General features: G+C 31.2%; 22 protein-coding genes. All 22 read right to left on the minus strand.

Annotation, left to right across the window (positions count from 1 at the left end; all coding sequences use genetic code 11):
- Nucleotides 1-60: 60 nt before the first annotated feature.
- On the minus strand, nt 61-510 hold the full coding sequence (locus FNW52_RS09205) for a hypothetical protein (RefSeq protein WP_143377168.1): 450 nt from the start codon (nt 508-510) through the stop codon (nt 61-63).
- 327 nt (nt 511-837) lie between these two features.
- Entirely contained in the window at nt 838-1,848 is a 1,011-nt protein-coding gene (locus tag FNW52_RS09210) for a hypothetical protein (protein ID WP_143377169.1), read from the minus strand.
- 275 nt (nt 1,849-2,123) lie between these two features.
- Nucleotides 2,124-2,963, minus strand: a complete 840-nt coding sequence (locus tag FNW52_RS09215; protein ID WP_143377170.1) for a DUF5991 domain-containing protein — start codon at nt 2,961-2,963, stop codon at nt 2,124-2,126.
- A 469-nt stretch (nt 2,964-3,432) separates the two neighbouring features.
- The gene (locus tag FNW52_RS09220) at nt 3,433-3,753 is read right to left on the minus strand and encodes a hypothetical protein (RefSeq protein WP_143377171.1); all 321 of its coding nucleotides are present in this window, start codon (nt 3,751-3,753) and stop codon (nt 3,433-3,435) included.
- A 188-nt stretch (nt 3,754-3,941) separates the two neighbouring features.
- On the minus strand, nt 3,942-4,631 hold the full coding sequence (locus FNW52_RS09225) for a type IV pilus biogenesis/stability protein PilW (protein WP_143377172.1): 690 nt from the start codon (nt 4,629-4,631) through the stop codon (nt 3,942-3,944).
- A 7-nt stretch (nt 4,632-4,638) separates the two neighbouring features.
- Nucleotides 4,639-5,925 (minus strand): hypothetical protein, encoded by a 1,287-nt coding sequence (locus FNW52_RS09230; protein WP_185965946.1) that lies wholly within the window; start codon nt 5,923-5,925, stop codon nt 4,639-4,641.
- A gap of 315 nt (nt 5,926-6,240) precedes the next feature.
- Nucleotides 6,241-7,233 (minus strand): hypothetical protein, encoded by a 993-nt coding sequence (locus FNW52_RS09235; protein WP_143377174.1) that lies wholly within the window; start codon nt 7,231-7,233, stop codon nt 6,241-6,243.
- 13 nt (nt 7,234-7,246) lie between these two features.
- Nucleotides 7,247-9,616 (minus strand): glycoside hydrolase family protein, encoded by a 2,370-nt coding sequence (locus FNW52_RS09240; protein ID WP_143377175.1) that lies wholly within the window; start codon nt 9,614-9,616, stop codon nt 7,247-7,249.
- A gap of 11 nt (nt 9,617-9,627) precedes the next feature.
- The gene (locus tag FNW52_RS09245; protein ID WP_143377176.1) at nt 9,628-10,122 is read right to left on the minus strand and encodes a DUF4280 domain-containing protein; all 495 of its coding nucleotides are present in this window, start codon (nt 10,120-10,122) and stop codon (nt 9,628-9,630) included.
- Nucleotides 10,123-10,127: 5 nt separating this feature from the next.
- Complete coding sequence (locus tag FNW52_RS09250) at nt 10,128-11,201, minus strand: peptidoglycan-binding protein LysM (protein ID WP_143377177.1); 1,074 nt, start codon at nt 11,199-11,201, stop codon at nt 10,128-10,130.
- Between the two features lie 58 nt (nt 11,202-11,259).
- Nucleotides 11,260-11,772 carry a type VI secretion system TssO gene (tssO, locus tag FNW52_RS09255; RefSeq protein WP_143377178.1) on the minus strand — a complete coding sequence of 171 codons (513 nt, stop codon included), beginning with the start codon at nt 11,770-11,772 and terminating at the stop codon, nt 11,260-11,262.
- A 15-nt stretch (nt 11,773-11,787) separates the two neighbouring features.
- Complete coding sequence (locus FNW52_RS09260; RefSeq protein WP_143377179.1) at nt 11,788-12,960, minus strand: hypothetical protein; 1,173 nt, start codon at nt 12,958-12,960, stop codon at nt 11,788-11,790.
- Nucleotides 12,961-13,289: 329 nt separating this feature from the next.
- Nucleotides 13,290-14,453 (minus strand): hypothetical protein, encoded by a 1,164-nt coding sequence (locus tag FNW52_RS09265; RefSeq protein WP_143377180.1) that lies wholly within the window; start codon nt 14,451-14,453, stop codon nt 13,290-13,292.
- A 1-nt stretch (nt 14,454) separates the two neighbouring features.
- Nucleotides 14,455-14,910: a M23 family metallopeptidase gene (locus tag FNW52_RS09270; protein WP_143377181.1), complete on the minus strand. Its 456-nt coding sequence runs from the start codon at nt 14,908-14,910 to the stop codon at nt 14,455-14,457.
- A 324-nt stretch (nt 14,911-15,234) separates the two neighbouring features.
- Nucleotides 15,235-16,077 (minus strand): hypothetical protein, encoded by an 843-nt coding sequence (locus FNW52_RS09275; protein WP_143377182.1) that lies wholly within the window; start codon nt 16,075-16,077, stop codon nt 15,235-15,237.
- A gap of 283 nt (nt 16,078-16,360) precedes the next feature.
- Nucleotides 16,361-17,290: a hypothetical protein gene (locus FNW52_RS09280; protein WP_143377183.1), complete on the minus strand. Its 930-nt coding sequence runs from the start codon at nt 17,288-17,290 to the stop codon at nt 16,361-16,363.
- A complete protein-coding gene (locus FNW52_RS09285) occupies nt 17,274-20,060 on the minus strand; it encodes a glycoside hydrolase family protein (protein WP_143377184.1) in 2,787 nt (928 codons plus the stop codon). The genes FNW52_RS09280 and FNW52_RS09285 overlap by 17 nt, the downstream gene beginning before the upstream one ends.
- Nucleotides 20,061-20,093: 33 nt before the next feature.
- Nucleotides 20,094-20,591 (minus strand): DUF4280 domain-containing protein, encoded by a 498-nt coding sequence (locus FNW52_RS09290; protein WP_143377185.1) that lies wholly within the window; start codon nt 20,589-20,591, stop codon nt 20,094-20,096.
- Nucleotides 20,592-20,603: 12 nt separating this feature from the next.
- Nucleotides 20,604-21,749, minus strand: coding sequence for a hypothetical protein (locus FNW52_RS09295; RefSeq protein WP_143377186.1), 1,146 nt, complete (start codon nt 21,747-21,749; stop codon nt 20,604-20,606).
- Nucleotides 21,750-21,761: 12 nt separating this feature from the next.
- Nucleotides 21,762-22,739 carry a TssN family type VI secretion system protein gene (locus FNW52_RS09300; protein ID WP_143377187.1) on the minus strand — a complete coding sequence of 326 codons (978 nt, stop codon included), beginning with the start codon at nt 22,737-22,739 and terminating at the stop codon, nt 21,762-21,764.
- 2 nt (nt 22,740-22,741) lie between these two features.
- A complete protein-coding gene (locus tag FNW52_RS09305) occupies nt 22,742-23,668 on the minus strand; it encodes a hypothetical protein (RefSeq protein ID WP_255515543.1) in 927 nt (308 codons plus the stop codon).
- Between the two features lie 4 nt (nt 23,669-23,672).
- Entirely contained in the window at nt 23,673-24,311 is a 639-nt protein-coding gene (locus tag FNW52_RS09310; RefSeq protein WP_143377189.1) for a C40 family peptidase, read from the minus strand.
- Between the last annotated feature and the right edge of the window lie 444 nt (nt 24,312-24,755).

Raw genomic sequence — 24,755 nt, forward strand, 5'->3', positions numbered from 1 at the left:
CAACATCCCCATCATTATCCTGAAATGCTCCTTTTGTCGTGATATCCTTCATATCTTAAATTATTTATTTTCTTTTAATTCATTAATTAACCCACCTAAGCTTTCTAATAATGCTTTTTTGGCATCACCATCTTCTAGAGCTGCTTTCAAAATTTTATTCGTTTTCAACTGGCGAATAATTTTTTGGTATTGGTCTTTTTCAGTTTCTAAGTCGGATAAGAACGTACTTTGCGTTGTAATTCCTTTTACACCAAAATCTCCAAGATTTTTGAATTTCAACGCTTCGGCTTTAGTAGCCCCTTCAGCGTTTTCGAAGTTTACTTTTACTTCTGGTTTAAAATGTTCGAATGCTTTCTCGATGCTTGTAATTCCTTCTACCAATTCTGGTTTTACAGGCGTGTCAATTGTAAGCTTTTGTGCGATAAGGGTTCTGTTTTGAGGGATTGCGCTAATTGCTTCATCAGCGTCTAATTTTACCTCATTCCCTCCAATTCCATAATTTGTTAACATAGTTTCTGTTTTTAAATGAATGTTCGTTTTTTACTTTTTTAAGGATTTATTTATTTATATTTTTTGCTATACAATAGCGTGTTTCCTTATGTCGTGTTTTTGGTTTTTTTCTTTTTTGGGCATGAGTATGTCCCTCAAGCTTTTTGGCTTGATACTAAGGTTTGGCAAGAGTGTGGTATTTTGCCTTAGATTTTTATTTTGAATGTTTCTTAGAGAAACGTTTTTTTAATGATTAAAATCCTTTAAAGGATATTTTTTGTTTGTACCTTTTGTGGGTACGGACTCTAAATCCTCGTTAACGGGTTTACAAATTAGTACTAAAAAAGCTTATTTAATCGTTTTTATTTTTTTTAAAACGCCACTATCAGTAAGTTGAAATGTCAATTTTTCCTTTAAAGAACTCTTTCCGTTCTCTATTGAGTTTGTTATGATTTCTAACTTATAATTTGGATTAATACTAAAACTAGTAATTTCTTTATATGATTCGTCTTCTGGTTCATTCCATTTACCTTCAACATACTGATTAGAAATTATTTCATTATTTAATATTGTGAGCAGGAAAAATCGATAAGAGAAATCACCACAATCTTGTGGAACCAAAACAACATGGATATTTTTATAATCAGGTAAAGGAATATAACGCAGGTTTTTTTTATCACAAAGAAATTCTTCGCCGCCTTTTAAATCACAATTTGCTATTTCAAATTTTTTAAAACCCTTGTGATTAATTTTATATGGTAATGAAGAAGAATTATTTTTACTATTTAAGCAGTTATTTTCATTTATTTTATTTACTTCCTCTTTTTTGAAGCAATATAAACAACCCTCTTTTTTGAAAAAAATAAATTTATCTATGAAAAAGGCATCTTGAAAAAAAGCATCTAGTTTAGAATCTGATTGATATGCTTTTTTATTTCTTATATACTTAATTGTTTGAGGTAAATTTACATTGAAATTTTTAGGCAAAAAATCCTTGTATAAACTATATAGGTTTTCCTTTTTAAAAAAAGCTTCCGATTTTATTTCACCACTAAAAACATCATCTGTATATGTATTATCAATAAAAACAGAATCATTCTCTACACTAAATTTAAAACTTTTATACATGTCCGAATTACATGAATAAGAATTTGATAGAGGAACTACTTTATAAAAAACCCATCTTTCTTTACTATTCTTTTTTTGAATATCACATGGCTTGTTCTCCGAAATGAGAATGGAATCCTTTATCTCGTTTTTCTCTATTACAGCTATTTTTTCTTCTTTATTTGGGTAGTTTTTACAACTTAAATATGATAATGCCAATAGCACAATCATTGTTATTCTTATGTTATTCATTAGTATTTTAATTTTTATAATAATTTAATAGCTACTTTTTTTAACTTTCGTTACATAACTAGAAAAAGAGGGTTTACAATTGAAACATTTTTTTTAATATTTCTCAACTCCATTAAATATATTCTTGGTCTAGGTTTGCTATTTTAACAAACTCATAGCCCATAGTGTTTATGAGGACACTCTTTTGTTTGCCTTAAGGAGCTTTTTTTGTTTTTCTATATGTCAATGAACTTTTTATATCGAATCCTTTATAAGGATGTTTTATTTCCAATTACTTACCGTTTTAGAGCCTTAACATAATTATTGTTAATTTGTTTTCCATTTTCATTAGAATACACTAATTCACTTTTAATAAAAAAATCTCCATTTTTTGAATACATTTTTAATAGAGGAAGTTTTAAATCTCCTTTGAAAGGATTTCCTTCAATTGTTTTGTTGTATTTGAGTGTCAGAGTATCTTTATTTATTTCTGTATTACATAAATAATAAAAATCTGTTTGATATCCAGATCCTGAAAATGTTATACTATCCTTCGTTATTGAAATATTATACCCAACTACAGCTCCAGATAAATCATCGATCTTCCCGTAATTTACTGTGTAATCATATTTACCATACCATTTGTCATATTTAATATTGTTGTTAATATTTAAATCACTCTCATTAAAATTTATGGGGGCAACAATTTTTATTTTTCCATTTTTATTAAAATATAATATCGACCATTTACTTTCTAACTTATTCTTATTGATAGATAGTCCCGATTTTTTAAAGGTAACTACCATTTTATCGGTTGTTATGTATTTGATTTTTTTTAAATCCAATTGTTCTGTGATGTTAGCAATATATCCTGCAACATCGTCAGCAATTATATAGAAATCATCATCGCCATGTTTCTTTTTTAATTCTTTTATCTCTTTTGTGTTTGGCTCAAAGAAAACAACAATATTGTTATCTAAAAGAACTAAGGTGTCATTTGGTTGATTATTTAAAAATTCTTTAGAAGCACTATTTTTATTAATTTGATTACTTAATTCATTTTTTTTATTGTCATTTTTACAACCAAATACTATGATTAGTAATAGTATTAAAAATGTTAATTTTGATTTTTTCATATTACTATTTATCTTAAACCTAGATGAAAATGATCTTGGTTCTTTTCTAATTTTAATTTCTTTTTTTTAACAATTTGCATTACTCGTTCAACAAACCCATAGCGCATCGTGTTTATTACGACACGCTATTGTTTGCCTTAATGAGCCATTTTTTTGTTTTTCAAAATGTCAATGAACTTTTTTATATATTCAGAATCCTTTAAGGATTGTTTTTATTCTCTTTGTGGGCACGGATTGCAAATCCGCGCTATCGGGTTAGATGGTTTGTTTCCTTGTTTATCAAGAAACTCGATACTCTCTATTTTAGGGTTGTGTAATGCTATCTATTTTTTCAACTTTTTTAGGACTTACCTCAATTCTTATTTTTTGAGAGGGTTCTATTTCAATAAGGCACTCTAATGATAGTTGTTCTATATTATGATTATAGGGGTTTAAATAGTAGGTAGCGTCATACTTTTCGTCTATATATTCATCTACTAAAGAGCCTTTTTTGATTCACAATTATTCTGTAAAAATCATCTGTTAAAGGTTCGGTTTTTTGGGTTATTAAAAACTCCAAATCCTCTATTTTGGCGATTGGCTGAAAAAACACATTTTTTTCAATTTCCAACTTTTTGGTGTAATCAATATGAATTCCATTAAAAAATACTCTTAAAAACCAATTTGCAGCAAGTTTGTTTACAAGTTTTCCTTTAGATTGAAGCGTTTTGTCGACAATCGCTACATATTGATCTGTTGTGTCTCCTTCGTAATATTCGAGTAGGTCTTGTTTTATTTTCACAAAAACCATAGAAACATCGCTAGAAACTCAATCTCTAGCGATGTTCTACAGTTTGCTCCCTGAGCATATCCTTGTACTACAAGTTTTGTTTTTTTGTATTCAAAATGTCAATGAACTTTTTTATATTTAAAATCCTTTATGGATTGTTTTGTTTATTCACTTTGTGGGTATGGATTGCAAATTCGTGCTATCGGGTTTTATTTTGTTCTATCGTAAACTCTTTTTGGTATTTTATTTAAATCTTTGCCTTGGCTTGTCATTAATTCAATGTATTTTTTGTATGATTTTTCTGCATTTTCTTTGTCATTGATACCCCATCGTGCATCTCCTAAATTTAAATATGCAACTACTCTATCAGGGTGTTTTTTAAGGATTTGTTCCAGTATATATGCTGACGTTTTATAACATTTCATTTGTTCTAAATAATAGGCTTTATCGTTGAGAGAAGCTATGTCAAAAATATCAGTATTTTCTTTTATGTATTCTTTGATTTCATGAAGTGATTTTCCATCGTAATCAACTTGTATTAATTCTATAAATTTTGCAGACTCGCAACCAAATTGATATTTTTGATTTTCAACAATTATTTTCGAATCTTCTATAGAAAATGACATAATATGTTTTTTGTTCTCCATTATATTAAAATAGCTTTTATCATTTTTGTCTTGAGTCATTTTTCCATTTATGATTTTTCCATTTATAATTAAAACGACATCATTATCTGAAAGGAATTCAAGTTTAATGTTACATATACTCTTATATGAAAAAAACAATGAGTTGTTAAATGGAAAATTAGAATGCAAAATATTACTTTCCGCTTTTTTATTTTGTGAATTACAGCTAATTGAAATAAATATTAGGAGAAATAGAATTATTTTTTTTTTCATGATTACTTTAATTTAAACTTTCTAATCTTTGTTTTGCTGCATCAATAACTTTGATATGTGATTTTCTATTAACAATATATATCAAATTATGAAAACTTGATATATCTAAAATATTATACCAATTCGTTTCGTTATAGTGGTCTCCTGCAAGTTCTATAAATCTTGAATAACCTGCTATAGCTTTATCTTTGTCTTTTGTACACCCATCTTTTCTTAAATCTGGATCATGCCATAATCCCCAAGCAAAAGCACCTCTTTTATTATTATATGCTTTACTTAAATTAAATTCAAAATTTGTATTTTTCCCTGTATCATTTTTGCAATTTTCATAAAATACAGCAAACCCTTTTTTTATGTTTTTTGTCCTATCATTATAACCATTAAATCCACCATTAATAATTCTAGTAATATTAATATGGTCATTTAAATCAGCATCATCATTAAGTTTTGCGCTTTCTGTCCAAAACCAGCCAGCCGATCTTGCCGCATACGGAAGTACCTTTAATTTGTTTTTATTTTCTAAACTTGAAGTGAAATCTTCGCGCTCATATCTACCATATTCTTCATAATTGGTTCGTCCAGTTAATTGAACTAATCCACGTCCTTTATATCCATGATATGCAGTATCAGCTACATGAAGTTCTTCCGTATATCTAAAGCCTCCAGATTCATGTATTATTTGAGCTAAAAAATGAGCCTTTCGCAGACAAGTATTTATATTATAATCTGTAAAAGTTTTATTTATTGCTTCTAAAAATTCAGTTGCTTTATTTTCTGATACTCCAGCATTTTTTAATTCTAAAACTGTTATATCCCTATTACAAAAACAATCACCCACTTTTTTCTTCTCTTCTTTCTTCTCGTCTTCCTTCTTATCAGGAGTGAAAATTTTCGCAATACCGCTTATAATATCAATAGGGTTTGGTAATACAATAGGTTTTATTTTAATTTTCCCCTCCCACCAATCTATAATGTCATCTCCAATAGATTTTTCTTTCTTTTGTTTTTTGGACAGCCCTTTTTTCTGGGCGGGTGTTTGTTTTTTTGGAGCCGCTGGTTTTGGTGGAGTAGCTGGTTTTGCTTTTGTATCCTTGTCATCAGGATTAGCAACATTAGTGTTTTTACTCGCTGTCTTTTTATTCAAAATTTCGGCGGTAACATAATACTCATGGGTTTTGCCTTCACTAGAATCTCCTTTGGCTTTTATGGCATTGGCAATTTTGGCAAAGTCAGGTTCTAAAACAAAATCAATATCGGCAATTCCGCCTTTTACAGTACCGTGAAGCGTTTTCATTTTGTTCTTCTCATTGGCTTTATTATGTCCTGCACCGGCAGCATCATCTTCCCATAGGGTAGCATATACTCTACGGTTTTCCATATGCAGGCAATGTACTCTGGCTTTCAGGGCTTGACCTTTTAACAAACCCATAGCGCATCGTGTTTATTACGACACGCTATTGTTTGCCTTAATGAGCCATTTTTTTGTTTTTCAAAATGTCAATGAACTTTTTATATATTCAGAATCCTTTAAGGATTGTTTTTATTCTCTTTGTGGGCACGGATTGCAAATCCGCGCTATCTAGGGTTTTTATTCCTTTGATATTAGATCTTATTTGACAACTACAATTAATCCATTATCATCTATCTTAAACTTCTCTGTTTTTAAGACTTTGAAGTCTTGACCACTTTTTGTTTTAGTATTTAAATTAAAAATATAATCTTTACTAATCTCAAATTGAGTGAATTCAGAAATTGTATTTGGTTTATTTCCTTCTTTAGTAAAACCAATATCCTTTTTTGTAATAACTTTATTGTTCTTTAATGTTACTAACGTATATGTAAAATCATCAAAGTTAAAATTACCTATAATAAAAACTTTAATACTATTAATATCAGGTAATCTGAGATAATCATTAGTTTCTAAATTGGCTATATTACACTCTAATTGATTCCACACATTATTACCATTTATAATGTTTTTTGTAATAGGTAAATTTGTGATTTTTGTTTTGGAGTAACAGTCTTGTTGATTTTCAGTATTGCCTTTTTTAAAGAAAACTAAATAGTCATCATAAACAATTATTAATGTGTTATCTATAATCACTATTTCTTCCCAAGGTATTTGGCAAGCTTTTTCGGGATACATAGATTTATAAACAGTAATCTCCTTTCCAAGCTTAATACCATTTTTTGCATATATAGACTCATATAATTTTGCGGTTTTAACACTTAAATAATATTTGATTGGTGTTTTATTACTTTTATAATACTCGTATGTACAGACATTAATTACATTAAGATTCTTGTCATCAATTTCAATCTTTACATCTTCAAGTTCATTTGTGATTTCTGTTTTGGTTTTTTTCGCAGTCTCTGAAATTGAAGATTCAGAAATTTTATAAAAAGACCAAGAGTTTAAAGGTGTATTGTTGTCATTAGATACTACATCATCTCTGTTTTCTTCTACTATTTTATTAGTAGAATCGTTTAGTAATTCTGTATTTAAATTATCATTCGAACTTTTAATATTTTCTGATTTTACATTTCCATTGCAATTTGCAAATAGTAATGATAAAATTGCGATGTTTAGTATTCTTTTCATAATTTTATTTTTATTAATGGTTAGAGTCATATATATTATTTAAAAACATATTGTTTTCAGCTTTTCTTCTTTTTACAAGACCTCCCAAACCGCCACTTGTAACATCCAAAAACTCTTTAGCAGCATCATCGTATTCTTTATTCAAAAGGTGTTTATAAAGTTTTGGTGCTTTTTTTAATACAAAAAAGTTTTCACCACAATTAAATAAAAAACTCACTAACGCATCAAATTCATATTGATATAATGGTACTGTGATGTCGCGTTGCACAGCTTTTTCAAAATCAGCAATTCTTAAATCAAATAATTGTAAACCTCTTTCTTTTGATATTCCGTTTTTAAATTCCTGAGGTTCAGAGCCATTACAAGGTCCTGAATGTACCAAATGTCCATAACCTATTGTGCAATGATGATCCTCAGAATCATCATTATATAGATTAGGTTTGAAAGCTTCCCAGTCTTTTATAAATAGTTTTGCTTTTGATGATGCTTTCAATTTTTTTGGATCAATCCTTTTATCGTTTTCAGCATCTTCTTGTGGTTTTGTGTCAGAATTATTTCCTCCAGAATTACACATACAAGTATTTAAAAATCCAAGTTTTTTGGCTAATTCTGAAATACTGCCATTTGTAATTTTTTCTTGTGTTTTTACAAAATATTTGTCATCTAAATATTCGTTATCAAATTCCCGAACATCCAAATGTATCCAACTATACGTTTGATTTGTGCCCAATCCAATTGGCTCAATGGAAAAATTATTTTTCCCATTTACCCACTGATACTTTGCATTCAAATATTTCGAATAGAATTTATCATTTATATCTCTTAATAATGGCAAATTAGATTCTCTTTTCCCCCCAATTGTAATACCATTTTTACTAAACTGAATATCTACAGCTTTACCCATATGGTTTGTACTTGTTCTAGGAACAGAATTATTATGCTCCCAACATCTATAGCCAGCTGTTTTCCATAAATATTTATAAACATCTTGTTTGCTCAAATAGAATCTTAGTGTGCTTGTCCCCCATAATAATGCTCTATGAATTCCTGGTCTTTCATATTTATGATATCGTTCAATTTTTGAAGATGATGAATATTCTCCATTATATCTTCCTTTTCCAAAACCAGAACATTTGTTTGTTATAGAATGTACATTTTTACACAAACAAGTATAATCAGATATTTTTTCTACCCATTTATTACAAAATTCATCAACCGCTTTCAAAACATTCCCACAGACCTTTCCAGTTTCAGGTACCTTCATATAATCTCGTTGGAACTGTTTGATCATTTTTTCGGTACGATCCGTAAATTCATCCGTTGGGACATTTCCACCGAAACCTGCTAGACGAATATTTATTTCTCGTATTAATTCACTTTTGTCGCCTTTTTTGATGCAAAATTTTTCTCCGCAATTTGGCCCTTCTTTTTTATCCTCTTTAGGATTTTTATCAGCCTCTCCAGTTTTTAAAGGATTATTTCCAGTAGGTGCTTGTGGGTTAGGAACAATTATTGGTTTTACTTTAAATAAACCCTCCCACCAATCTATAACATCATCTCCAATAGATTTCTCTTTCTTTTGTTTTTTGGACGGCCCTTTTTTCTGGGCGGGTGTTTGTTTTTTTGGAGCCGCTGGTTTTGGTGGAGTAGCTGGTTTTGCTTTTGTAACCTTGTCATCAGGATTAGCAACATTAGTGTTTTTACTCGCTGTCTTTTTATTCAAAATTTCGGCGGTAACATAATACTCATGGGTTTTGCCTTCACTAGAATCTCCTTTGGCTTTTATGGCATTGGCAATTTTGGCAAAGTCAGGTTCTAAAACAAAATCAATATCGGCAATTCCGCCTTTTACAGTACCGTGAAGCGTTTTCATTTTGTTCTTCTCATTGGCTTTATTATGTCCTGCACCGGCAGCATCATCTTCCCATAGGGTAGCATATACTCTACGGTTTTCCATATGCAGGCAATGTACTCTGGCTTTCAGGGTTTGACCGTAAGCAAAAGGTTTGGTAGGCTTCTTTCCGTTTTTGTCAAGAAACTCAATACTGTCTATTTTAGGACTCTCGGCTTTGTGAGGTTTTACGTCAAGTCTAGCCACTTGATCGCCTCTTTTGGCCAAAATACGAATGCCTTTTCTTTCCAGACTTTGCTGTATAAACTTATAGGTAACCTTAATTCCTTTTTTGTCATTCTCCTTTGTTTTACGCCATTTGCCGTTTTCCAATATATGCACCGACCACTCCACTGGATATTCAAAAGGATTAGGTTTTGATCCATCTAAATTTTTAGTAGGTATGGAGTTTGCTAACAATTGGTTTACCGAGTAAAATTCTTCCTTGCCTACTACTGGAGTTGGATTTCCTGTTATTTTTAATTCAGACATAACTATTATTTTTATATACAAATAGAATCAGTTCCACTAACTTCAGCTTTAAATTTTGTAGTATTAACCAAAGGATTCAATTGGTTATTTACTTGCGGTTTGGCCTTTTTGGCATTTTGCTTACCGGGTTCTGCTTTTTGTCCGTGTTTGTCAACAGTAATGCAATCAGGTCCTCCAATGGGACAAGTGGCTTTGCTGTTTTCTAACAAGATCTTTCCTTTATTAGACAGTGTGACTTTATCATAAAAACCACTCCATTTGGTAATCACCGCTTGACACGGCAAATAATCACCGCTTCCGTTGGGTTGCATTTTGCATTTACCAAAGGTGTTTTTCTCCAGAGTTTGACCAATTTCTTTATCGGTGGCTATGAGTTTCTTTGAGGCATCTTTGTCATTGGCATAATGCTTACTATGTGTTTTTACCTTTAGTTTGTCTAACTTAGGCTCTACGCTAAACTTGCATTTTACGGTGGCTCCTTGTACTACTATATGTTTCTCGCTCATAGCTTTTAATTTTGTGTTTGAGGTTCATTATTGGTATTTACAACCTCCTTCGGTTTTAGCTCCTCAATATTTAGGGTCGCCTTTATAGGACTGTCATAATGAATTATAGATTCTAATTCCATTTTTTCTACACAATAGGAATTTGGATTCAAAAAATAAGTAGCATTATAATTACCTTCCCAAGGATCTAATTCAAAATCAATATCAAAATCGGTGTCGATATAATCTCCTTTTTGTTCTACCTTGATCCACTTACCATCTTTCAAAAAAGGAGTTACTGTTTGTTGCACAAGAAATGATGCTTCCTCCTCCTTTACCAATGGGAAAGTGATGTTGTTCTCAAAAGTATGCTCTGAGGTATAGTCTACATGTACACCATTGAATAGGACTCTCAAAAACAAATCGGATCTTAATGAATCAATCAATGCAGCTTTGCTGGTAAGAGATTGCTCCGTATGTTCGATATGTATTTGAGTTACTTCGCCTTCATAATAGTCTAAGATTTCTCTTTTTTTATTTCCCCAACGTTCTAGAATTTGTGTGTAATTATGCAGGTCGATCCATTTGCCGGTAAGGTCAACAACTATTTGTAACGGATATAGAATTTCAGCAGTTTTTGCAGCCAATTCCTCCATCATCGTGTCAGGTTCAGTATCGTTAATGTATGTTTTGGTCAATCGGTCAATTTCAAAAAAGTGAAATCCTTTTGGATCAAGAGCCATCCATTTTACACTAGCTTCAAAATGAATCGTATCTTTTTCGTCTCCTTCTTCCAAAACATAACGAACAGCATAACTTTTCTTAGAACCTGAAGGCAAAAAAGGCAATGTGCTTCCATTTATAAAACCAACTTTTCTAGGCTTTTTTTCTGTTGAACTGTTTTCAGCAATGTCACTCTTATCGGGCGGTAATAGCAGTAATTCCAGATGACTTGGAAAATCAGCTTCAATCAAATCTGGAATTTCGCAATAAATATTATGATACCTTCTGAGTTCCATAGGGGTCATAGCAAGTTCCTGAGCTACTTTATGCAAAGTGTCTCCTGTTTTGATAGTATAGGTTTTTTCTTTTGTTCTCAAGAGATTCCTGTTTTTGGTCTAGATAGTTTCGTTTATATGCTAAAAAAAGAAGCCTTACTTATTGATTTTGATAGATTTGTCGGCAAACGTCTAAGTCTCTGCGCACTTTTTCTAGCTCTTCTTTATAGGTTTTAGCCGATTGATTTAAGCTGTCTATAAGGTGCGCATTGTGTGTAAGGCTTCTGATTTCTTTTTTGTAATCGATGATTTGTTTGTAGGCCAAGATGATGTTGTTGTACATTTTCTTGTTGTTAATAGAATCTTTTGGTAGTTTTTGATAAATGTCTGCCAAGATTACATTTGCCAATCGCTGCTGAAAATCATTGTCTTGTTTTGGAGCGTTTATCGAGTCTATCACCGTTCTCACGCTATCAATCTTGACAGCGAAGTTGGTTTGATATTCCATCTCTTTTTTGAGTTTTTCATTGTCAGACTTCAATACTTTATTTTCGGCCTTTGGCATATAAAAATTGAATGATGCTGCAATTAGTATGACCGTAACGGTTAGAATAAAAACGACTAAAAAGGCAAAAAATGCTTTTTGACGTTCCTGTTTGTTTAATACTTCCATTTTGATTTTTTAATTTTATTTTTCTATAAAGAAACTATGACGTTTTTTGTTGTTTAAAATACTATCTTGTTTATCCGTTTCGGCCACAAATAATTCGATACTTTCTTTTTTCTTACCTATGTAATCCAATCTATTTAGGGTCTCGAAAAGTTTTTCTATTTTTTCCAGAAAATAAAGCGATGCCGTGGCTGTTTTATCAATATGCACATGATCATAATTGGTGTTTATTAAGGTAGTAAACAAGGTTTCGAAATCACCTTGAGATAATTCACACCAGTCTGCAAAATAGTTTAAGAGCTCTTCCTTACCTGATCCTGATTTTGAATCAATAAAATTTTTCATGACTCTGGCCAAGGACACTACTGTCGTAAACATAGCCGCTGGATGTTGGTGCAACGAAAACCAGCGAAATTGCGTAAGGATTTGTCCTAAATAATTGGCTGTAAAATCTGCCAAGCCCATCATCATTTGAACTAAAACACCAGTTTGTTGGTTTCGGTTTATTTTTTGGGCAATTTGTACAGAGTATATTTCAAGCTGACCAAAAGAATGCGAGATATTCGATTGAATATCGATAAGTTTTGGATGACTGGATACCGTCATAGACGAAGGAATATAGGCTTCATCAAGAGTTGTAGTGTCGCCAATAACGATTTTACCAATAGCAAGATAAAAACCACCATATCCTATTCCGGTACGAAATTCATCTGCATTGATCAAATGAAGTTTGTATTCGGGTTGGGTATTGGGGTAACGAGGCGGAACCTCTTCTGGATCTGGCTCTCCAAATGGGATTCTTTTCATTAAATTAACGGATATACAAGCAAGCAATACATGTTGTTCTCCTTCTTTTATTTGATAGGTGTCCTCAGGATAGGGGATTTGTAAATCTAGGGTATCGGTAAAGTTTCGGCTAATTTCTATTCGGGAACCATTGGGCGTTATAGCGTGACATTCTTCTACTCTTACTCTAAGGAGTTTGTGATTGTCTATTCCTAATGTAATTTTGATGGCCTCTTTATTTTGATTCCCAAAATTCAATAAACCATAGGTTATTGGGGTAGTGTGAATACCAATTGCATCATTTACTAACTCCGCAACATTATCTTGCATTGCCAAAAAATGACTTTTATTTATCTTCATTCCATCAATCCAATTGACCGGGAAATGATTCAGTTTTTCAACCATGTTTTTATAGTTTTAGTGATTTGTTAATAATGATTTTGTTGGTTTTTATGAATTATAGTGTTATCGTTCTGTTATAAATGTATTTTTAGAACATAATTTAGGCTTGGATTATTTTTGTTAAAAGCAAACAAACCTATGAACATCGCTAGAATTGTAATTTCTAGTGATGTTCTAAAGTTTGCTACGTGAGCATATTCTTGTAGTACAAGGTTTTTTTGTATTTCAATATGTCAAGGAACTTTTTTTATATTTTCATAATCCGTTTAGGATTGTTTTGTTTATTCTCGTTGTCGCATGGATTGTAAATTCGTGCTGGCGATTTTTCCATGCTAATAATCACAATTAACTAAAATTACGGTATTGCTAGTTTGATTAAATGGATTTTGTGGAAATTCTATTTTTTTTATTTTACTATTATAAAACCCCTTCCATTCTAAATATATTTTTTTGTTGTCTCCTTTTTTTATTACTGCAATTGGCGTATTTGGTTTTATATCAATATTCCAATCAAAGTATTTGTACTTAGTATCTATAATTGTTGCCTCCAAATATTCAATAGATTTAGTTTTTATATTATACGCTACTAATATTTTGGCTATATAACCTCCTTTTGAATCTTTCATAAAAAAAACACCTGTATTATCGTTGTACATAAGAATTTCTGAATCTCTCATAAAAAAAGTACCTTTGTCATTATCAGACCTAATTTCTTCCGGAAGATTTTCTTTGGCGTAGTCAGTTATCCATCTTCCTTTAATTGAAAAATCTGCGGATAAATTAAAATTTACACTACCTCTTACCTTATTGATAACTGACTGTAAAGTCATAATCTCGGGATTGTTAATCTTATGTATCATCATGTCTGGCTGACTTGTTTGCCCTTGAAAAAACAAAAAAGGTAATTCTTTTTGGTTGTCAGGTAGGGGTCGCTCAGTGTCTATTAATTGATAATTATTCAATGATACTTGTATATTGTTTTTTTCTTTAATAATCAAATTTTTTACATCATTAGGATAGCCCCACATGTATTTATTAGGATATCTATTATCTTCTAATATTGGATTGAAATATAAAATTGGTATTTGTTGATTATTGGATATGTCATAAATAGCACACTCTAGATCATCACTATAACCTTGCATTCGTATGATTTCCTTTAATCCATCGTTATCCAAATTTACAAACCACTTCTTGTTAATTTCTCCCCAAGGATATTTAAATTGATAAATAAGTTGATCATTTTTAAACCAAAATTCATAAAAATAATCTGCTTTTTTATCTATTGCTGTAATTATTACCTCTTTTATATCATCATTATCGATGTTAATTTCTTCCTGCTTTTCAATTGTTAAGTCTGATGGAATTGGATACTTTTTTTCAGCTTGAATTTCTGAAGTTTTATTAACTATTTTGCTAGGTGAAGCCTGATTCTCTTTACAAGAATAACCTAATATACATATGGTTATCAGACAAAAAATCTGTTTAATTTTCATACTATTGACCTGTTTGTGTGTTTTGATCTGGATTTGTAACTACATCTCGTCCCAATTCCGAAATTTCGGTGAGAGGATCAAATGAAGGTTTTGTCATTTTTACTTTTCTTACTTCAAAATGAAGATGATTCATTTTTGCGGCTTGTCCAGAAGCATTTCCTGATTGACCAGTTTTTCCAATTGGATCTCCAGCTTTTACTTCTCCTGTTACATATTCTGAAAGATGACAATACATTAAGAAATATTTTTCTCCATTATAATTACCTTCCAAGAAAGTCCTATACCCGTATCCATTAGGATCTTCTGAATAAGTTATTTCGCCATCAATAGCGGCATAAATCGTAGTCCCTACAGGAGCATATAAGTCAAGTCCATCATGTTTGCCACCTGTTCTACCATGAAAATCACTTTTTCCAGGTGTAAACTGTGTTTCGGAATACCATCCTCTTAATTCCATTCTATCTAATGGATTCTCTGGTTCTATTTTAATAAGACACTCTAATGATTATTCATTTACTTTCATAGAAAACCTAGAAGCATCGCTAGAAACTTAATCTCTAGTGACGATCTACAGTTTGCTCTCTGAGCATATCCTTGTACTACAAGTTTTGTTTTTTTGTATTTCAATATGTCAAGGAACTTTTTTTGTATTTCAAAATCCGTTTAGGATTGTTTCTGTTTATTCTTGTTGTCGCACGGATTGCAAATTTGCGCTATTGGGTTTGAGTTTTTATTTTGTTTGTGCACACACAAATCCGCACTTTTTGGTTTTAAATTTATTTTACGGATATGATTTTGAAATAAATCTTCCTTTATCAAACTTCTTTATCATATCTACTGGGCCTTCGGGAGAAAAATTCCATTCACCGTTTCTTAATCCATTGATATAAGACCCATCTTGAATTACGCTTTTACCATATTCAAATGAATACTTTACCTCAATCCAATAACCATTTTTAAGATGATTATTTGTATTTCCTTTAAGTTCATATTCAAAAAATTCATTTCCATTCAATATTTTTTTATCCCCCCATTTTTTATCAACAATGGGAGAGTCAAAATAATCTAAAAACATCCCATCTTTTACCTGAAAAACTAAATTTTCGGATGGCCTAGGACTTTTAAAGATGATTTGAACTTTATCTCCTATAATTTGTGCGTTTCTTGAATGATTTAATTCAGCTTTTAGTTCTTCGTAGACAATCATACTATTATATTCAGTATTTAAAGATTCATTTACCAATAGAATACTTTCATAATTACCATCTTCATAATCTATTTTTATATAATAAGATTTAAACTTCATGTGATTGATTATAAAATCTTTATAATTGTAAAATTGTAATAAAGTGTCATTCTTTTCAACGAAAATATCCCATTTATAAGGTCTCATAACTTCCCTCTCAAAGGTGTTTTTCAATGTGGTTTTTAATTGTTTTATTTTGTTTTCTTCCTCAATTTTTTTTCCAATAGCAATTTTATCTATTGAGTTTATTAAATAATTATCTTGAATAGTATTCTCGACCTTTATTTCTTTATTTGATAAAATAGTTGAAATTGAGACGGTATCTGATTTGCAATTTTGAAATTGAATTAAAAAAAGCAGATAAAAAAAAGGTTTCATATTAAATTTCTTTTAATGTTGGTGAATACTCAATAAGATACTCTAATGATTGTTCATTTATTTTAATAGAAAACCGAGAGGCATAGCTAGAAACTTAATCTCTAGCTATGATCTACAGTTTGCTCCCTGAGCATATCCTTGTACTACAAGTTTTGTTTTTTTGTATTTCAATATGTCAAGGAACTTTTTTTGTGTTTTCAGAATCCGTTTAGGATTGTTTCTGTTATTCTCGTTGTCGACACGGATTGCAAATCCGCGCTATTTGTTACATTACCATTGTTTTCTATCCGCCAAAATCACCACAGTCTATTTTTTTAAATTTTTCAGGTGTAGATGTGAAATTTTTTTTTAAATCATTTCCGACATACTTAGTTGGGAAATCTCCTTTAACTTGCACTTGAAAAATAGGAAATTTTGTTTTCTTTTCAAAAGTAAGTTTTAGATTAGGTGGAGCAGTTATTGATATTTTGTTTCCTTCGTTTTCTATCTTTGTGATTTTAAAAATATTTTTATTTTCAATAGTACTCATTGATTTATTTGAATCACAATAATTAAAAATAATTAACTCTTTAGAATTTATATCAATATACATTGAAGGAGAATCACAAACGCAGACTGTTGAAAAGTCTAATCCATATTTTTTATATAGATCTACTTCTTTTTCATCAATAATTGACAAGCCTATTAGTTTGTGGTTAAATAACAATTCAAAACCTTGAAATGAGATTGTTTCTTTTGAAACTGTATTCTTTTTATTTTCACTTTTGTTAATAAAAACAAAAAAATAACCATCTCGAGAAACAACAATATATTTATTATCTAATAATGCAATATTGTCAAAAGGAAAAACATCTTTTGTTTTAAAATATTTAGTCTCAATTATTCCACCTATATCTAAATTTTTGTATATACACTTAAGTTTTTCTTCGGTGTAAATTGATAATTGATTTGCTTTTTTTTCATAATCAACATCTAGTGTAATAGTTTTGTCTATATACAAATCTCTAGCCTCCTGCTCTGTAAAATAGCCCACTTGATTTTCACAAAAACTAAACGCTTTATAGAATGTAAAAGTTTTGCTTTCCTGTTTTGTTTTTACCGGCTTTATTATTGTAGTGTTTTTTTCGACTATATTTTTATATGTTTTATCTTCTTTACAGGAAAAACATATTAATAATAGTAAAGTAATAAGACATTTAATGTGTTGAATCATAAGTGTTATTTTTAAATATTTCTGTTTCTTGTGCTCTTCTCTTTACTAAACCAGGTGATACAACACCGGCAGCTACCCTCCAGTTCTTAAATTCATTTGCTGCACCATCATAATTTTTAGTGTTTAACATTCTTAAGAGTGTTGAATCTGATCCTACTGATGCTTCAGTATTATACGCAAGACTTACTAATGCATCAAATTCGTATTGATACAAATCAACTGTAACTTTTGACTTAACTAAATTGGATATTCTCTGGACATCCTGAAATAATAACGCATCTGCTTCTGCATCAGTTAGACCGTCTTTAAATTTATCAGGAATTGTTATACTTTCACAACTGTTTTTTCCAGCAATAAGATGTCCATAACCGATTGTACAAAACTGATAACCATCATTAAAGTATACATGCTTCCCATCTTTTTTGATTTCTTTTTCATAACCTTTTAAAAAATTTAATCCGTTTTGTGAAAAATGTAAAGTACTTGGATTAACTCTATCACCATTATTTTCCATGTTCCCATTAAAAGTATTTACATATCCCTCCCGAAGAATTTCTAGAGGATCAATTAAGTCATTTCTTCTTGCAAATGGAGGTTCACAATTAGAAAGTGGAATATTTATATCAAATCCAGCATTTCCTGAATATATTTCGAAGTGCAACATATAAACTATATGACCATCTCTAATTAATAAAGCGCTACCATCATTGTTTAATAGTTTACCAGTAACTCCTAGTTTTTGTTTTTGTTCTATTAGGTCATCTTTCTTTACTGTAATACTATTTGGAGCTAACTCTCCATATCTTACAATAAACTTACGTCCATCGTTTGTTTCATGAAGTATGGTAATCTGATGAGTTTTAGAGTAAAAGTCTTTCACTTCTAAAACTACACCTTTACAAATCGCAACCACTTCAGTCTCTGGGTTTGTGTATAAGTCTCTTGCAGCATGTTTACGTGTCCAATTACCGCATCTATTTCCAGACCTAGTAGTATTAAATGTAGCCATATTATTTCCTTGAGATGCACTCCAATTATAACTATTCCCCCATTTATTACCATTATCATTTTCAGGTTTAACTAATAACGGGAAAATAATCTCTTTTCCTTTCCCCACCACAAAATACTGTCCATCTCTTTTCAAAAACTCTTCTTCGTGTTTTATAGTATCACCTTGACATTCTGCTTTTAGCCAAAGCATTTCTGTAATTTTTTCTTTTTTGTATTTAGGGATTTCAAATGAATTACTTGTTGTATAGCTTGCACCTTCAGTTAATAAGCTTTTTATCTCCTCCTTTTTTACAATGTGATTTGGTGCTAATGCGGTATTACTTTTCTTTTCAATACTGGCTGCTATAGCGTCTAAGTCACGATTTACCGTAAATGCATTTTTTACAGTGTACTTGTGTGTGCCATCTTTTTTATTTCCTGCTAGTTTTTCTTTCCAAGTTGCTAAGGCTTCGTCTGCTTTTGGGCGCAGCTTTACTTTTACTTTGGCTATCCCATTCTCTACAGTTGCTTTTAGTGTTGTAAGTTCTGCTCCGTTTTCTTTGGCTTCTACAACAGTTACATCTGCATCTGGATCTACCATAATAGCCTCTTTTTCTTTTATTTTAATTGTCACTTCTTTGCCATCCAATAAAAATGTTTTAGCCACCACATATACTTCCTCTTCTAGAGGAGCGCTATTTATTTTTATAAAATTTGCGCCTAGTTTGTATAAATTAAATGTTATACTAGTACCTTCTTCATACGATTCTTCCGCAAGAGCATTTTTTATATCTTCAAGTTTGGCATATTTTTTATTGGCTTTTACTTGGGCATCAACTTTTTTCTTAATGATACCTGCAATATTATTTTTATCAAATTTCTCATTCTTACTGGCAAATGTATACACGTGTTGGCCATCAACCTCGGTAGTTTCTTTTGTAAATTCTTCCTTAGCAAAATAGGCTGCAAGAATGCCTTCTATTTTTACTTCTTCCTCTTCAGGGTCTTTATCAGGTGCGCCAGTTCTATAAGGAGTATTGTTGGTAGGAATCTGAAATTCTGGAACCGCATTTTTGTTTACAATACTTATTAAAAGTACTTTGTCACTTCCGCTTGCATTAGTAAGGTATTTTCCTGTAATGTCTTTTACTTTTAGATAAAATTTTTCTGTATTTTCTAGTGGTGGAGGTACAAACATTCTATAGCCCAAAGTAAAAAATGGTGCTTTCAGTATGTTTCCATCAATACATTTTGCTTTTATTGTTTGTGCACTGCTAGTGTTTTTTTCGTTATATAATTCTAATGTAAGAGTGTCTCCATTTACTCCCTCAGTTTCTAGGTTGATAAATAGGTTATGACCATAATTTATTTCGCTAGTATCTGCTGTGTTTTCTTTTTTGCTCCAAGAAGCAGCAGTTATTTTTTCTTCACATTTTCCATATACATATAATCCTGTGTTTCTATGATCGTGTGCGCCATATAAACTGGCTTCTAGATAATAGGCATAAGATCCACATGATTTTTTGGGCAGGTTAACTCCAAAAGGGGTATTGGGTTGTTTTACTGCTCTATGAAAAATAGTAGTTTTCTTTTGGTCTTGCCATAGCCATATAATAGTATTCTCTTTTTCGGCAGCAGTAGTGTCATCGTACCATTCGCTTACTTCAAAAGTTACCATTTGGTTGGGTTTTATGCATATAATATTGTTTGGTCGTGAAGTAAATTCTTCAAGCACACTGCCTCTTCCTGCCTCCTTTATTTTTTTTACGCCTTTTGCCATTTTTTTATGCTTTTAGAAAACAAAAAATTTGATTTAACTATATATTGTTCCTTCGTCTGTATGCTCAATTTCCAGTATTTCTTTTACATCCACCATTGGATTTATTTGTTTTTGTACTTCTGGACTTGCCTTCTTTAAATTCTGTTTACTCGCTTCTGCTTTTTGTCCGTGTTTGTCAACCGTGATGCAATCTGGTCCACCTATTGGACAAGTGGCTTTGCTGTTTTCTAACAAGATCTTACCTTTATTAGACAGCGTGACTTTATCATAAAAACCGCTCCACTTTGTAATCACCGCTTGGCACGGCAAGTAATCCCCGCTTCCGTTGGGTTGCATCTTGCACTTGCCAAAGGTGTTTTTTTCTAGCGTTTGTCCAATCTCCTTATCAGTAGCAATGAGTTTTTTTGAAGGATCTTTTTCATTGGCATAATGCTTACTATGTGTTTTTACCTTTAGCTTGTCTAGTTTGGGCTCTACACTAAATTTGCATTTTACAGTGGCTCCTTGTACTACTACGTGTTTTTCGCTCATGTCTTTTACTTTTTAATTAAGCAATGATATTCGGGATTGCGTAATGCTATCTATCTTTTCTGCTTTTATAGGACTTACCTCGATTTTTAATTTTTGAGGAGGTTCTATCTCAATAAGGCACTCTAATAATAGTTCATTGACATTGTGATTATTAGGGTCTAGAAAATATTTTGCCTCATAACTTCCTTTTGCTTTTATTGAATTTTCATTAGACATTGCATGAAAAGGGAATTCTGATCCGTTTTCAAAGTCTATTTTAGATCTTGCGTCGTCAAGGATTCCTTTTTGTTCAATAATTAACCGTTTCTTTTCGTCTAGCCTTTCATTTATTTTTTGCTTTACCAAAAATTGTGCTTCAATTATATTTGTTGAAATTGGATAAAACACATTTTTTTCAATTTCTAACTTTTCGGTGTAATCAATATGAATTCCATTAAAAAATGCTCTCAAAAACCAATTAGAAGAAAGTTTGTTTACAAGTTTTCCTTTAGATTGAAGCGTTTTGTCGACAATCGCTATATATTGGTCTGTTGTGTCTCCTTCGTAATATTCGAGTAGGTCTTGTTTTTTTACTTCCCAACGTTTCTGTATCGCATCAAAGTTGTATATGTCTCTCCATTTACCATTATCATCTACCACAATTTGCAACGGGTATAGTATTTGGGCTGTGTTTTCGGCTAGTTCTACAGCAAGTCCATCTACTTCTGTACCATTCAGATATAATTTTGAGACAGTATCAATTTCAAAATAGAAGTAATCATTTTCTTTGGTCAATAAGCGTTTTATACTCATTTCTTGTCTCATAGTATCAATATTTTCGCCATTTTCTATGGTGTATTTTACTTGATACTCTTTTTTAAGTTCTTCTGGTCGGAAAACTAAATTGAAATTGGTATTACTTAATGTTACTTTTTTTTGCGCTTCATCTCTTTTTGTTTTGGTCTCCAGCCTGTCTTTTTCAGTTTGTAGAATTAATACTTTGAGATGGCTTGCAAAATCGTCTTGTATTACATCATCAATTTCGGCATAGATATTATGATAATGTCTTATTTCTAAAGGATCCAATCTTAGTTCGTTCGCTACTTTATACAAAGTATCTCCCTCTTTTATGGTGTAAAAGAGGTGTTCTTTTTCTAAAAAAGTAAATGAATTTGACATGTGTTAAAAACTTTATTTTATTAAAGATGCTTCTTCTGTTTTTTTAGCGTTTTCCTTATTATTTTGTAAATGCTTTGTATTGTCAAAAATCTCTTCTTCCTTCTTTTTTCCAAATTGTTTTGATTTTCGATGGCAAATAATAACCGAATTCTCAGTAATTCCGTTCATGCCCAAAGTGTATCTTGCATCAACATATTTTGCTTTTTCGTTCCATTTGGGTTGCAAGAAAAAGACCCAATGACTATGTTGGTCATCAATTGTAAGTTGGATGGGTTCTTTTACATAGCGTTTGTTGTAGTCTGAAGTGGTGTGATAAAACAAGCGTCCAAAATCCATTCGTACAGGCCCTTTTGCTCTTATTGATGTATATTCCTTATCACTTTCATTCTTTTTTATCAATAGGGTTATCAATAAAAGATCTCTAATTTCGGAATCTTCTAAATCAGCGTATGCGTTTTTTTCTTGTGGGAGTTTCCAAGTCACGTAAATTTTGAACGGTATTTCTACGATGCAATCGAATAAACCATTGATCCAAGTAGGGATGAAAAATACGATGAATTGGGAACACATTAATAAAGTAAACTCTAATCCGCTCAGGGCGGTATAGATAAGAATAAATGGAATACTAGAATACAATACGATCACTAAGGCAAATAGTAATTCTATTTCGAGTTTCTTTATTTGAAATTCATCAAAATACCATCGGTAAAAAAACACATGTATTGCGCCAAAAAGGAGTGTTGCAATTTGATAAAACAAATATTCATCGGATAGCTTAGAGAAAAGTTTGTTGAATCCCAAAAAAGCAATCAAGGCATAAATGAATACAAAGGATAAGGCATAGATGTAAAATTTCCTTTTGTATTTTTGATCGAATTCTTTGACTTTATCGCTAAAAATCATTGTTAATACCACCGTGATGGCAATCAAAATTGCTAAAATTATAATAAGTCTTATGTCGATAAGATCTCTTAAATGGTTTTTGATCATTTTTATATTCTTGTTGAGTAGCCCAGTACAGGTTGTTTGTTAAAATTAAATTCTTCTATATCGTGATTCATCAGTAAAAGGGTTTTGAGTTCTACCTCCATGGGGAAGAAGTGCTCATAGAAACAATCAATGAATTTTTTTATCTCTCCGTTATTGATGTATTTTTCGAATGGATTTTTAGTGATAGGTCCAATTTCTACAGTGACATTATAGGAATAGTCTGTATAGCTATTACCGCATATAAAATCAATACCCAATCGATTATCGCCTAGTGTTATTTCCTCTTTATCGTCGCTGTATTCTTTTGATCCCGATGTTGTGAAACTTACAGGTTCCTCAATTATACTGGACAAGCAACGGCAGGAAAGATCAATATCTCCCACAATTTTGTAGGTATAAGGTAATAGCTGTATGAATTTGGCAACCAAGACGGGAGGAAAGCTTTTTGATAATCCCCAAAAATCATAAAAAAATTCTAAGGGTTTGCTGCCGTTTAGTTGGTATAGAAAATCACGTTCTATATTTTCAATTTTCGTTCTATAATGAAATATTTCATTTTCAAATGGGTTAAAGAAATTACGAGATTCGGCCTCCTTTTTTTTCTGGTGTTTGTGTTCCTTAATCATTTGGTTTACCGATTTCTCGGAACCATTATCACTTGGACTGTGCATAAAACCTTCGGGAAGCGTATCATAAATGCTGTCTCTGGACAAATGTAATTTAAGGGACTCGTGACTGTCGTAGTTGTTGTCTATAATGCTCGCTGCCAATACATCATGGCGGTAGGCTCTAGAGAATTGACCGTCATTAGCAATCATGATATTGCTTTCAGAAATCATTTGGCTTTGAATGAGTTCATTAGCAATAATCTCCGCTCTAATGTCGTGAGGAATGTCCTTTACTTGTTTGACTATTTGGTCTAGTTCCATGGACTTACTTTGTTGCATCTTTAGTTATTCTTCCCGATGCGATATACCGTAATTGGAAATATTCGTCATTAAAATTATAGATTGCAAGCCCTTTATCGGTGCAAGCCAGGATTCTGTCATTGTATAAATACATACCTACATCAGAGATGGGGTGGTCTTTGTCGTATCTAAAAAAAACTAAGTCGCCTTCTTCAAGAAAGTTACGTCCTGTGAAGAGTTGCAATGATTTTGAACGAAACATTCCCGCAGGATCTTTGGGTAGAGTCACTTTAAAAACACTGCTGAACAGGGATTGTATGAAATAAGCGCAGTCTAAGCCATCTTTAGAAAAACTTTTTTCTTTGTATGGGGTGTCAATCCATGTATCGATATAAGAATATAATTTATAGTTTGTGATTTTTGTTGGCATTACCCCAAGTACGATGGAGTATTTTTCTTTAATAGCCAAAATTTCATCACTCAAATTTTCGGAATTATCATTGACTACGGCTTGATTTTCTATAGCGATCTGATTCATTTTGTTTTGTTTTTTTAACAAATCAACAGAATAATCGTATTTAAATGGAACCTGAGCAATATAATTTTCGCTGCCACAACCCAATAGGGTAGAGAATAGAATTAAGAACAATATTTTATATTTCATGTGTAGGTTCTTTTTTGAAAAAACATCAAACTCTAAATAGTTTTCTGTTTTTCAACTTTTTTATAGAACGATTTTTGATTTTTCGATCTAAATTTTAGATTAAATAATTGCTTTTTTCTCGCAAATAAATGCAAGAATAATTGTCTGTACTTTGAATTTAGTTAAAAAACCTAAAATGAAATTAGTAGGTCTTTATCAAAGGTTCCAAAATAAACCTTACAATTTGCCTGGCTCTTTTGCACTTTTTCTTCGTTAAAAAATATTTCAATAGCCCAGCTATTCAAAGATTTTTTGCCTTGAAAAAGACCAAAATAACTTCGTCAAAATTTTGCATGCTTTATTTCAAAACTTTTACTTATTAAAAAATTAAAGTATTAAAAAGGATATAATGTGTTTTTGTTTTTTTCTAACTTGACTAAAATGTACAATTCAAAAAAGTGTGGT

The sequence above is a fragment of the Flavobacterium sp. ZT3R18 genome (genome assembly GCF_007097385.1).
Classification (GTDB): Bacteria; Bacteroidota; Bacteroidia; order Flavobacteriales; family Flavobacteriaceae; genus Flavobacterium.

Coding starts and splice junctions, on each gene's coding strand:
- FNW52_RS09265 (WP_143377180.1), bottom strand. CDS start 14,453: ATGAAAATTAAACAGATTTTTTGTCTGATAACCATATGTATATTAGGT.
- FNW52_RS09210 (WP_143377169.1), bottom strand. CDS start 1,848: ATGAATAACATAAGAATAACAATGATTGTGCTATTGGCATTATCATAT.
- FNW52_RS09285 (WP_143377184.1), bottom strand. CDS start 20,060: ATGGCAAAAGGCGTAAAAAAAATAAAGGAGGCAGGAAGAGGCAGTGTG.
- FNW52_RS09215 (WP_143377170.1), bottom strand. CDS start 2,963: ATGAAAAAATCAAAATTAACATTTTTAATACTATTACTAATCATAGTA.
- FNW52_RS09225 (WP_143377172.1), bottom strand. CDS start 4,631: ATGAAAAAAAAAATAATTCTATTTCTCCTAATATTTATTTCAATTAGC.
- FNW52_RS09245 (WP_143377176.1), bottom strand. CDS start 10,122: ATGAGCGAGAAACATATAGTAGTACAAGGAGCCACCGTAAAATGCAAG.
- FNW52_RS09230 (WP_185965946.1), bottom strand. CDS start 5,925: ATGAAAACGCTTCACGGTACTGTAAAAGGCGGAATTGCCGATATTGAT.
- FNW52_RS09300 (WP_143377187.1), bottom strand. CDS start 22,739: ATGATCAAAAACCATTTAAGAGATCTTATCGACATAAGACTTATTATA.
- FNW52_RS09260 (WP_143377179.1), bottom strand. CDS start 12,960: ATGGTTGAAAAACTGAATCATTTCCCGGTCAATTGGATTGATGGAATG.
- FNW52_RS09310 (WP_143377189.1), bottom strand. CDS start 24,311: ATGAAATATAAAATATTGTTCTTAATTCTATTCTCTACCCTATTGGGT.
- FNW52_RS09235 (WP_143377174.1), bottom strand. CDS start 7,233: ATGAAAAGAATACTAAACATCGCAATTTTATCATTACTATTTGCAAAT.
- FNW52_RS09275 (WP_143377182.1), bottom strand. CDS start 16,077: ATGAAACCTTTTTTTTATCTGCTTTTTTTAATTCAATTTCAAAATTGC.
- FNW52_RS09295 (WP_143377186.1), bottom strand. CDS start 21,749: ATGTCAAATTCATTTACTTTTTTAGAAAAAGAACACCTCTTTTACACC.
- tssO (WP_143377178.1), bottom strand. CDS start 11,772: ATGGAAGTATTAAACAAACAGGAACGTCAAAAAGCATTTTTTGCCTTT.
- FNW52_RS09290 (WP_143377185.1), bottom strand. CDS start 20,591: ATGAGCGAAAAACACGTAGTAGTACAAGGAGCCACTGTAAAATGCAAA.
- FNW52_RS09240 (WP_143377175.1), bottom strand. CDS start 9,616: ATGTCTGAATTAAAAATAACAGGAAATCCAACTCCAGTAGTAGGCAAG.
- FNW52_RS09220 (WP_143377171.1), bottom strand. CDS start 3,753: ATGGTTTTTGTGAAAATAAAACAAGACCTACTCGAATATTACGAAGGA.
- FNW52_RS09305 (WP_255515543.1), bottom strand. CDS start 23,668: ATGGAACTAGACCAAATAGTCAAACAAGTAAAGGACATTCCTCACGAC.
- FNW52_RS09270 (WP_143377181.1), bottom strand. CDS start 14,910: ATGGAATTAAGAGGATGGTATTCCGAAACACAGTTTACACCTGGAAAA.
- FNW52_RS09280 (WP_143377183.1), bottom strand. CDS start 17,290: ATGATTCAACACATTAAATGTCTTATTACTTTACTATTATTAATATGT.
- FNW52_RS09205 (WP_143377168.1), bottom strand. CDS start 510: ATGTTAACAAATTATGGAATTGGAGGGAATGAGGTAAAATTAGACGCT.